The organism is Methylobacterium sp. P3_A11, from assembly GCF_056403155.1.
The window spans coordinates 49,211-59,642 of the sequence record NZ_JBFUGA010000054.1 but is presented as its reverse complement, the minus strand read 5'-3'; the positions used below and the strand labels follow the sequence as shown (position 1 = coordinate 59,642).

The 10,432-nt window shown below is 72.5% G+C and carries 10 protein-coding genes; 6 read left to right on the top strand and 4 right to left on the bottom strand.

Annotated elements, in window-relative coordinates; all coding sequences use genetic code 11:
• The 3 genes from AC1DXK_RS17760 to flbD all read left to right on the top strand — a co-directional run.
• Positions 1-389, top strand: a 389-nt coding sequence (locus tag AC1DXK_RS17760; RefSeq protein ID WP_477298512.1) for a FliH/SctL family protein, incomplete at its 5' end; no start/stop codon positions are given.
• Between the two features lie 10 nt (positions 390-399).
• Complete coding sequence (gene fliN / locus AC1DXK_RS17755; RefSeq protein ID WP_457108760.1) at positions 400-732, top strand: flagellar motor switch protein FliN; 333 nt, start codon at positions 400-402, stop codon at positions 730-732.
• Positions 733-818: 86 nt separating this feature from the next.
• On the top strand, positions 819-2,180 hold the full coding sequence (flbD, locus tag AC1DXK_RS17750) for a sigma-54-dependent transcriptional regulator FlbD (protein ID WP_457108759.1): 1,362 nt from the start codon (positions 819-821) through the stop codon (positions 2,178-2,180).
• Positions 2,181-2,315: 135 nt separating this feature from the next.
• Here flbD and AC1DXK_RS17745 read toward each other — a convergent pair whose 3' ends face one another.
• Together AC1DXK_RS17745 and AC1DXK_RS17740 are read right to left on the bottom strand one after the other, a co-directional pair.
• Positions 2,316-2,600: a hypothetical protein gene (locus tag AC1DXK_RS17745; RefSeq protein ID WP_457108758.1), complete on the bottom strand. Its 285-nt coding sequence runs from the start codon at positions 2,598-2,600 to the stop codon at positions 2,316-2,318.
• A gap of 97 nt (positions 2,601-2,697) precedes the next feature.
• Positions 2,698-4,008, bottom strand: coding sequence for a KpsE/RkpR family capsule polysaccharide export protein (locus tag AC1DXK_RS17740; protein WP_457108757.1), 1,311 nt, complete (start codon positions 4,006-4,008; stop codon positions 2,698-2,700).
• A gap of 191 nt (positions 4,009-4,199) precedes the next feature.
• Here AC1DXK_RS17740 and AC1DXK_RS17735 point away from each other — a divergent pair, with 191 nt between their 5' ends.
• The 3 genes from AC1DXK_RS17735 (at position 4,200) to fliP (ending at position 6,562) form a co-directional block, all read left to right on the top strand.
• The gene (locus AC1DXK_RS17735) at positions 4,200-4,622 is read left to right on the top strand and encodes a hypothetical protein (protein ID WP_457108756.1); all 423 of its coding nucleotides are present in this window, start codon (positions 4,200-4,202) and stop codon (positions 4,620-4,622) included.
• 93 nt (positions 4,623-4,715) lie between these two features.
• Positions 4,716-5,783, top strand: coding sequence for a lysylphosphatidylglycerol synthase domain-containing protein (locus AC1DXK_RS17730; RefSeq protein WP_457108755.1), 1,068 nt, complete (start codon positions 4,716-4,718; stop codon positions 5,781-5,783).
• A complete protein-coding gene (gene fliP, locus AC1DXK_RS17725) occupies positions 5,780-6,562 on the top strand; it encodes a flagellar type III secretion system pore protein FliP (RefSeq protein ID WP_457108754.1) in 783 nt (260 codons plus the stop codon). The genes AC1DXK_RS17730 and fliP overlap by 4 nt, the downstream gene beginning before the upstream one ends.
• On the opposite strand, the gene AC1DXK_RS17720 is transcribed toward fliP, so the two are convergent.
• Together AC1DXK_RS17720 and AC1DXK_RS17715 are read right to left on the bottom strand one after the other, a co-directional pair.
• The gene (locus tag AC1DXK_RS17720; RefSeq protein ID WP_457108753.1) at positions 6,550-7,056 is read right to left on the bottom strand and encodes an AAA family ATPase; all 507 of its coding nucleotides are present in this window, start codon (positions 7,054-7,056) and stop codon (positions 6,550-6,552) included. The genes fliP and AC1DXK_RS17720 overlap by 13 nt on opposite strands.
• Positions 7,053-10,418: a hypothetical protein gene (locus AC1DXK_RS17715; protein ID WP_477298508.1), complete on the bottom strand. Its 3,366-nt coding sequence runs from the start codon at positions 10,416-10,418 to the stop codon at positions 7,053-7,055. The genes AC1DXK_RS17720 and AC1DXK_RS17715 overlap by 4 nt, the downstream gene beginning before the upstream one ends.
• Between the last annotated feature and the right edge of the window lie 14 nt (positions 10,419-10,432).

The following is a 10,432-nucleotide window of genomic DNA, read 5'->3' as shown; positions in this document are numbered from 1 at the left end:
TCCTCGCGCAGGCCGATGCCCGCGACGCCGAGCGCGAGGCGCAGGCCGTCGAGGTGGCGATGCTCATCGCCCGCAAGGTGGCGGGCGACGCCCTGGACGCCGCCCCGCTCGCCGGCATCGGCGAGGCGGCCCGGGCGGCGCTCCAGCACCTGCGGGGCGTGCCCCACTTGGTGGTGCGGGTGCACGATAGCCTCGTCGAGGCGGCCGAAACCCTGGTGAAGCGCCTCGCGCGCGAGCGCGGCTACGAGGGCCGCCTCGTGGTGCTCGGCGATCCCGAGATGCCGGCGGGCGACGCCCGCATCGAATGGGCCGACGGCGGCATCGTGCGGGAGCGCGCCCGCATCGAGGCGGCGGTCCTGGACGCCCTCGGCCTGCAGACGCGCCCGTAGAGGAACCCGGATGTCCGACGATTTCAGCCTGCCCCAGCTCGGCGAGCACGACACCGACTACGCGGCGAACTCGATCCGCGACGCGCCCACGACGCCGAAGACCGCCGCGGACCTCGAGCAGCTGTTCGACGTGCCCGTGATGGTCTCGGCGGTGCTCGGCTCCGCCCGGATGCCGATCGGCGACCTGCTCCGGCTGGCGCCGGGCGCCGTCCTCGAACTCGACCGGAAGGTTGGCGAGGCGATCGACGTCTTCGTCAACAACCGGCTCGTCGCCCGCGGTGAGGTGGTCCTCGTCGAGGATCGGCTTGGCGTGACGATGACCGAGATCGTCAAGGGCGAGTGATCGGGGCGCATGACCCCGACGCGTGAGATTTTCGCGGAGGCGCCGGTGACGGCGGCCCGCTCCGGGATGCTTGAAAGGGACGAACCATGCGGCTCCTGATGATCGGGCGGCTCAACGGAGAGCTGATCACCGCCTCGAAGATCGCCATGCAGCGGGGCGCGTCCGTGACGCAGGCCGATGCCGTGCCGCAGGGTCTCAACGTCCTGCGCGCCCGGGGCGCCGACCTGATCATGATCGATGTCGGCCTGCCGATCCGCGACCTCGTCTCGGCCCTGGAGGCGGAGCGAATCCGCACCCCTGTGGTCGCCTGCGGGGTCTCGGCCGACGCGCAGACCGCCGTGGCGGCAATCCGGGCCGGTGCCAAGGAATACATCCCGCTCCCACCCGATCCCGAGATGATCGCCGCGGTGCTGGAGGCGGTCGCCACCGACCGCGCCGCCTTCGTCTGGCGCGATCCGTCCATGGAGCGGGTGGTCAAGCTCGCCGAGCAGGTCGCCCGGTCCGAGGCCTCGGTGCTGATCACCGGCGAGAGCGGCACCGGCAAGGAGGTTCTGGCCCGCCACGTCCACCAGAAGTCCAACCGGGCGGGCAAGCCGTTCGTGTCGGTCAACTGTGCGGCGATCCCCGAGGCTCTGCTCGAATCCGAGCTGTTCGGCCACGAGAAGGGCGCGTTCACGGGCGCGGTCGCCCGGCGGATCGGCCGGTTCGAGGAGGCCAACGGCGGCACGCTGCTCCTCGACGAGATCTCCGAGATGGACGTGCGCCTGCAGGCGAAGCTGCTGCGCGCCCTCCAGGAGCGCGTGATCGACCGGGTCGGCGGCACCGCCCCGGTGCGGGTCGATATCCGCGTGCTCGCCACCTCGAACCGCAACCTCGCCGAGGAGGTCCGCAAGGGCACGTTCCGCGAGGACCTGCTGTACCGGCTCAACGTCGTCGCCCTGCGGCTCCCGCCCCTGCGCGAGCGCCCGGCCGACATCCTGGAACTCGCGACCCATTTCGCCCGGAAATACGCGGCGGTGAACGGTGTGCCGGTGCGCCCGCTCTCCGCGGAAGCCCAGGCGCTGGTGGTGAAGAACCCGTGGCGCGGCAACGTCCGCGAACTGGAGAACACCCTGCACCGGGCGGTGTTGCTCGCTTCCGGCGACACGATCGGCCCGGAGGCGATCCTCTCGCCGGACGGAGAGACCTTCGCCGCCGAGGGGCCGGCGGCGCGCGCCGCGCAGGTCGCGGAGGCCGCCACCCGCGGCTTGGTGGGACGGACCGTGGCGCAGGTCGAGTGCGACCTGATCCTCGACACCCTCGATCATTGCCTCGGCAACCGCACGCACGCGGCCAAGATCCTGGGCATCTCGATCCGGACCCTGCGCAACAAGCTCAACGAGTACGTCTCGGCGGGCCTCGACGTGGCCGAGCCAGGCGGCGTCCGGGCGAACGTCGCCTGCGGCTGACGCGATCGGTCGGGCGCCCCTCACGGGCGCTCGCACCCGGCCCCGTCGCGTGGCGCTGCCTGGACGAGTCAGAACGTCATCCCGGAATGTCATCCGCCCCGGGCACCCGCGAGGGCGGCGCTCGGTGGACGCCGCTCAGCGCCGCCCGCTCTGGGCCGCCTTGTGGGCCTCGGTCTGGGCCGCGAAGGCGGCGTCCAGCTTGCGCAGCGACTCGAAGCGGGCAACGTCGCCTTCGACGTCGCGGATCGTCTCCTCGACGAGGTGACGCTGGAGGGCGACGCGCGGATCGTCCGGCGGAAACGCCTCCCGCTCCTGCAGCCGGAGCACGGCCTGCCGCACCACCGTGTAGACCGCCTCGCGCTCCTCACGGGTCATCGACGGCTGGATCGCCTTCGCGACGAGATCGGAAAAATCCGACATGGATCGTTAGACTTCGCTCATCCCGGGGCGCCCGGTTCGCCGGGCCGCCTCCCTCTACAGACCGCGCCGCGCGGGATCCAGATCCCGGGGACTGCGGCTACATCCTCTGGTCGCGGATGCCCGCGATCAGCAGCGCGGACGAACTCCAGATCACCAGGAAGCAGAAGAACGCCACCAGCAGGCTGTGGCCGCGCTCGGGATAGAGACTGTCCGTGGGCAGGACCGGCGGCACGAAGGTGGCCAGGAAGATGTGCTGCTTGCTGGCCGAGACCCGGGCGCGGTCCAGCAGGGTATGGGCGGATTCCTCCAGCTTCTCGGCGATGGTCCGCTCCACGAGCAGACCCTCGTACTGGAGCAGCGCCTCGGTCAGGTTCTGGCCGCCCGAACCCGCCGTGGCGCTCGTCAGTTCGTCCTGGAGCGTCTTCATCTGCTGGTCGATGGCCGCGATGTTGGCCACCAGCGTCTGGATCGAGCGCGAGCGCTCGTCCAGGTTGGAGCTGCGCAGGACCTGCAGGTCGTTCTCGGCCTTGAGCTTGTCCTTCCGCAGGAGCGTCAGTGTTGTCAGCGTCCCCTCGGCTGTCTTGATGGGATCGATCACCCCCCACTGATTGCGGAAGGATTGCAGGCCGAGATGCGCCTTGCGCAGACGGTCCTGCGCGACCTTGGCGTCGGTCTCGGCCTGGGCGACCATGTCGGACTGGGCGCGCTTCGAAATGTCGTTGATCAGCGCCTCCGAGCGCCTGACCACCTCGTTGGCGATGGTCAGAGCGTCCTGCGGCGTGAAGGCGCGCACGGACAGGCGGATCACGCCCGAGATCGAGTCGATATGCGCCTCGACGTGCTTGCGCCAGTATTTGGTCAGGTCCTCGATCGGGTCTGAAGGATCGAAGCGCGCCCAGAAATCCGCCTCGGTCCGGGAGAACATCTTGGAGATGCCGATGCTCTTCTCGAGGGCCTCAACTAGAGTCTGGCTGCTGATGTAGTCGCGGACGATGAAGCTGTCCTGGCTGTTGTGCTTCTGGATCAGGTTCGTGTACTGGCCGAGCGAGATGTTCTCCATCGGCTCGACGTTGCCGCGGACCGCGAACTGGGCCTCCGCGACGTACTGGTTGGACGCGAACGCGAACAGGTACAGGCCGACCACGAGGGTCGGCAGCAGCACGAAGAAGCTGACGCGGCGGATGATGCGGCCGCCATAGCTCGACGTGTCCTCCTCGCGCGGGCGCAGGCCCGGCAGCCGGGTCCAGTCCAGGCGCTCGCGGACCGAGGCGACCAGCGCCCGGCTCGTGCGCTTCTCCGGGACCGGCCGAATGGTCTCGGCGCTCCGCCGCAGCTCGGTCATCGTCGGTGCGGCGAACGTCACGATCTCGCCTTCGCGCGTGTCGTCCTTGACCTCGTCGAAGCTCATCCGCTCATTGTTCCTGGGTCTGCGCCGGTTCCGCTGCCGCGGCGCCGGCCGATGGGCGGCCCGTGCGCGGCTTCGGGAATCCCGTTCTTTTAGGCCCTTTTTATGGCGCCCCACCCGGACGCCCGCCGGCTGCTGCGCCGCGACGACGGGCGGCGTGGCGCCGAACGGGTATCGCGTCCTACAGTCTCTGAATGATGACAGAAGCGCGTGTCCTGGGCGGCGACGACCGCCCGACCGGCCGTTCGGCCAAGACGAACTCGGCCAAGACGAGTTCGGCCAAGACCAAGCTGACCGACATCGTGGTCGTGTGCTCCAAATGCGCCAAGCGGCAGGGGCTGCGCGGGCGCGACCTGCGCGGCCTGCTGAAGAAGGGCGCCAAGCAGGTCGCGCGGGATGGGGGGGCCGGCCGACGGCGGAAGCTCTGCATCGTCGAATCGGGCTGCCTCGGCCCCTGCCCGAAGCGGGCGGTGGCGATCGCCACCGGGGCGAGCCTTGCCGCGGGCCGCGTCGTCCTGCTCGATCCCGCCGCCGGACCGGCCGAGGCTCTCGCCGCCGTGCTCGATCCGGTCCTGTCCCGCCGTCGCCCCCCGAATTCGGCCCCAATAGCACTCTAGCCGCGGAGCCACCCGACGAATCGCCGCCGGCACGCTGACCGGCCCAACCTGGAGCGCGCTCTTGCCCGCCTCTCGACGCGAGGCCCGCACACCGTGACCGGCGACCGCGTTTCCCGGAAGCGGCGTATGGCCCAGGCCGTGCTGCGTCGCCTGCCCCTGTTCGGCACACTGATCGGCCTGGGCCTCGCGGTCTGGCTCGTGGCGACCAACGATCTCGCCGCCGTGGCCGCGGCCTTCGGGCGGATCGGCGTCGCGGGCTTCGCCGGCGTGACCCTGGTGCGGATCCTGGTGGTCCTGATCTGCGGCCTCGCCTGGGCGCGCATCCTCGACGGGCTGATGCCGGGGACGGCCGCGGCCTGCCTGATCCTGCGCTTCGTCCGCGAAGGCATCAACGTGCTGCTGCCCGTGGCGTCGGTGGGCGGGGACGTCCTCGGGGCGCGCCTCCTGACCTTCTGGGGCGTGGCCGGCTCCCTGGCGGCGGCCTCCGTCCTGGCCGACATGCTGTTCCAGGTCGGAACGCTCGCCCTCTTCGCCGGCCTCGGTGCCGGTCTCCTGAGCCGGGTCGACGGCGCCGAGGCGGCGGCCCTCGCCAGCTGGACGCTGCGGACGCTCGCAGTGGCCGGACTGGCGGTGGCGGCGTTCTTCGCCCTCCAGCGCACCGGCATCGTGCGGCAGATCGAGGCGCGGCTCGCCGCCCTCGGCCGGCGCTTCGTGCGCGAGACCGAGGCACGCCCCGAGCCGACCCCACGGATCCAGGGTGCCCTCGACACGGTCTGGGCATCGAGCCGCCGGGGACACCTCGGCCAATCCCTCGCGCTGCACGCGCTGGCCTGGCTGCTCGGCACGGCCGAGGTCGCCGTCGTCCTCGCCTGCATCGGCGTGGATCATGTCGGCCTGGCGGACATCCTGGTGATCGAGGCGCTCAGTCAGGCGATCAAGGCCGCCGCCTTCCTGGTTCCGAGCGGCCTCGGCGTCCAGGAAGGCGGCCTCGTCCTGGTCTGCGGCCTGTTCGGCATCGACGCCGGCACCGCGCTCGCCCTCTCGCTGGCCCGCCGCGTGCCCGACGTGGTGCTCGGCCTGCCGGCTCTCCTCGTCTGGCAGAATCTCGAGGCGCGCCGGGCCGGCGTCAGCCCGGCCACCCCCAGCTGCGACCGCCCGTGACCCGAACGCATCCCGCGCCGACCCGCCCGACGGGCATCGTCCCGAAGCTGCCTCTCCGGCGGCTCGCCCTCTCCGGACTCGCCGGCACGCTCCTCGCCGCCGGTCCGGCACTCGCCCAGAGCGTCACCCTGGATCTCGGAGCCGGGGGCACCACCGAGCGCGCCCTGCAGCTCGTCGCGCTGATCACCGTCCTGGCGGTGGCCCCGTCCGTGCTGGTCATGGCCACGGCCTTCACCCGCATCGTGGTGGTGCTGTCGATCCTGCGTTCGGCCCTGGGAACCCAGACGGCCCCGCCGACCGCGGTGCTCGTCAGCCTCGCCCTGTTCCTGACCGCCTTCGTGATGGCCCCGACGGGCCGCGCCGCCTACAGCGCCGGGATCGAGCCGCTGATCGCCGGCCGGATCACGCAGGCGCAGGCGTTCGAGCGTGCCTCGGCACCGTTCAAGACCTTCATGCTGCGCAATGTGCGTGAGAAGGATCTGAAGCTGTTCCTCGACCTCGCCAAGGTGCCGGCGCCGAAAGGGCCGGAGGATGTCGGCCTCGAGATCGTGACCCCGGCCTTCATGATCTCGGAACTGCGCAGGGCCTTCGAGATCGGCTTCCTGCTGTTCATCCCGTTCCTGATCATCGACCTCGTAGTCGCCTCGGTGCTGATGGCCGTCGGCATGATGATGGTCCCGCCGGCGACGGTGGCGCTGCCGTTCAAGCTGATCTTCTTCGTGCTGGTCGATGGCTGGACCCTGGTCGCCGGCTCCCTGGTCCAGAGCTACGGCGGATGATCGCGGCCCGGTTGCGGGCCGGCGTGGGACGTCGCATCGACGATCCGGACCTCCGCGAAGCCTTCCGCGCACGACGGCGGCTCGAACAGGTGCTCGACGGAGCGGATGCTGGCCTCGGGAACCTGCCGGTCGGCGGGGCGGCGCCGGTTCCGTTCGACGGCAACCGCGAGCGGCGCGCGGATCCAGACGGCTTCTGCGGGGACGCCGCAGGATCGCGCGATGGCGAGGATCGGTGCGCGGTGCCGCCGGCCGGGCAAAGCGGCATCGACGTAGACGTGGCCGGCCTGCGGCCGCTGCCGGGCAATCCAAGTGGACTTGCCACCGCCCTGCAGGCCGCACACGAGCACGAGCCGCTTGGCCGATGGCGCGGTGAGCGCAGCGCGCAGCGCCGCGAAGGCCAGGCGCCACGCCTCGGCATTCCGGTCGGGCGTCCAGACGCGGCCCGTCTCGGTCTCGAGGAAGGCGTCCGGATCGATGACGACCGGCCCGCTCACCCCGGAGGCGTGCCGGGGGTTTCGGCGCTGCTCTGCTGCTGACCACCCTGCGGCGCCTCGCCATTCGTGCCCGGCGCCACGGGCCGGCCACGATCGGGTGCGGCGGCGTCCGGGTACCGCTTGCGATACTCGGCCAGGAAGGCCGATAGGGTCTGGGCCTTCGTGGCGCGGGCGGCGATGTCCCGGAAGCCGGGCGTCCGGGTCGGGTCCGTGCCCGTGAGGAGGGCGAAGGTGCGGGCGTCCGGGCTCGCCGCCATCGCCTCGGAGAACTTCGCCTTCAGCCGCTCGAGGCCGATCGCCTCACGGGCGAGGTCGTAGGCGATCGCCGCGCGCACGACGTCGGCGCGCGCCTGATCGTCCAGGGGCTGGCCGGATCGCCACGCCTCGCCGAGCAGGCCCTCGTGGGCTTCGCCGGCCTCGCGCCAGCGGCGGGCACCCCAGTAGATGTCGGCCCGCAGGCGCTCGATATCCGGGCCGCTCTCGCCCTCGATCGTCTCCAGGGCGAGGTCGGTGCGCGTCAGGTCCGACAGGGCACGGGCTCGGATGAGGCCCCGGGCGCGCTTGAGTTCGCCCGGGAGTTCGGGGAGATCGGTGGCGTCGAGGACCTTCAGCGCCTCCATCGGCTTGTCGTCCATCAGCCGCACGGTGGCGAGGCGCGCGGCCACAGCCGAGCGTGCCGGGCCGGTGAGGCGGTTGTCGATCTGGTACTGCAGGAGGTCGGCTGCGGAATCGAGGAGGTCGAGACCCACGAGGCGGTCGGCCAGCCGGCGCACCACCTCGTCGCCGCGCCGCCCGATCGGGCTCAACTCGCGGAAATCGAAGAAGAGGGCGACGGCCTCGACCCCGGACAGCGCATCCCCCTTGTCGGTGAGGTAGAGATTCTCGAAGGCGGCTTGCGCGTCCCGGGCCAGGGCCGCCGTCGCGGGAGCGTTGGGCGCGAAGGCGTTGGCCCGGCGCACCGCCGTGAAGGCATCGCGCCACCGGCCGGCTCCGAGGTAGAGGCGCGCGAGTCCGACCGTGATGCCGTCCTCGACCGGGCCGCCGTGCCAGGTCAGCGCCAGCCGCTCGAGCCGCTCCATCGCGGCGTCGGCGGTCATCTTGCCGGCGGCCCGGGCGAGGAGAGCGCCCCTGAGGGCGGCCTCGGCCGAGACCGGCCGCACCGCCGACTGGTCCAGGCGGGCATAGGCGTCCAGGGCCGCCTCGATCTGGCCGGTCGCCTCGGCCACCCGGGCACGGACCAGGGCCAGCCGGTCGCGGATCCAGGGCTGCAGATCGCGCTCGGCCTCCGCCCGGGCGGCGGCGGTCTCGGCATCACCGTTCTCGATCGCCGATTCCGCCGCGCTGGCGCGGATCGTCTGCGCCAGATCCGCGGGATAGCCTTTGGCCAGCGGCAGGACCTTGAGAAAGCCGGCCTCCGCCACCTTCCAGTCGCCCGACCCGGCCGCCGCCATCGCCCGCCACAGGGCGGCCTCGGGATCGTCGGTGAGGAGCGGCACGCTGAGGGCCTTCAGCGCCTCGGCGCTCCGGCCGATCCGCACCAGAGCCATGCCCCGGAGAAGGGCGGTGTCGCGCTGCGCGGCGAGGAGCGGATCGTCGCTGGCCGCGGTCTCGAGCGCCGTCAGGCCCTCGTAATCCAGGCCGTTGGCGAGATCCGCGCGGGCCAGGGCCAGCCGTGCCGGCCCGCGCTCGGAGGGCGTCGCGGCGACCACCGCGGCGAAGAGGCCGCGCAGGGTGTCGCGCACGTTCCCCATCCGGGCGCGCTCCCAGGATTCCTTCGCGATCGCGAGGGCACCCGCCTCGGCGAGCACCGCGTCCGGCTTGCGGGCCGCCACAGAGGCCGCGAGACCGCCCTCGCGGCCGATCGAGACGGCCTCCAGTTCGGGGCGCACCGCCAGGTCGTCGGCGCCGGCGAGCACCGCGAGGCCGTGCCGGCTCGGCAGGATCTCGAAATCGACGAAGCGGCGGCTCTTCGGATTGCCGACCGGGCGCTGCGCGGTCGAGGTGACCACCGCGATCCGCTCGTCATCGAGGGTGAGCCACGTCGCCGAACCGGGATGCGGCAGGGCCAGCGCCACGGCGATGCGACCGGACGGATCGGGCTTGCGGACCGGATCCAGGATGTCGCTCGGGCTCAGGGCGTCGCCCGCCGAGAGTTCCCAGGCCGGGCCGGCGTCGGTGGTGACGGCGTTGAGATCGACGAGGCGGCCGGGCGGGATCGGAAAGCGCAGGACCGTAAGCGGTCCCGTGCGGGCCGGCGGTCCCATCGGCGCGAGCCCCTGGCGCTCCGACGGTATGGCCACCGGCTCTGCGGTCTCGAAGGCCAGCGTGGCGACGCCGCCGCGCTCGAACAGGACCGCCGGCGGCAAGGACTGGAACGGAAAGACCAAGCCGGCGCCGGCGTGGCGCCGCGGCGGCACCTCGGGCGGACGCGCCTGGGCGGCCGGCGCCTCGGCAGGGCGCGGCGACACCGGCAGCGACGGCGGCGGCTGGGCAACGGCGGGGCCCGGCACGTCGACGGCGGCCGTCGCCGGCTCCGGCGGCTTCCGCCGGACGACGTCCACGAACAGGGCTCCGTCCTCGCGCTCGGTGCCGATGGCGAAGCCGTCCTCGGGCGTGACGAGGAGGCTCGCCGAGGTCGCGTCGACCTCCGTCGCCAGCTTGGCGATGCCGGGCCGCGGCCGGCCGCGGGTTTCACCCGCATCGATCGTCCAGGCGCCGATCACCCGCACCCGGGTCGCGGGGCCTTCTGCAGTCACGGTGGTGACGGCCTCCGCGGGCAGGCGCAGCGACAGCCGCGTGAGCGTCGGCAGCCGCGCGAGTTCGAGCGGGAGGGGCCGGCGGACCGGGACCGGCAGGCGCGCCTTGAGTGCCTCCTCGGCGGCCCGGGCTCGGCGAGCGAGGTCGGCGACCACCTCGGCCGGAAGCGGCGGCGGCAGGCCGGACCAGCCCTCCGGCAGCAGGTCGACGAACACGCGCTCCCCGGCCGACTGGACGTTGATCCGATAGGGCCGCTGCAGGGCAAGCCGAAGGCCGGTGCCGTCGGGATCGCGGCGCACGCTGGCGACGAAGGCCGGCATCTCGTCGGCCAAATGCTCGGGTCCGGGCGCGATCCGCTCGCCGTAACCGACGAGGAGCACGCCGCCGGCGAGCTTGGCCTTGACCGCGACCGGCTTGTCGAAGGTGAGCACGATCCGGCCGTAGCCGCCGGCGCCGCCGCCGATCTCGTTGCCCTTCGCGCCGATCAGCCGGGCGGCCAGGGCCGGATCGACCGCCGCCAGAAAGGCGAGCAGCGCCAGCGGCGCGGCCAGCAGCCGCGCACAACGCCCTCGACCGACCCGGGGTCGCCCGCCCACCGATCCCATCGCCTCGCCGATCC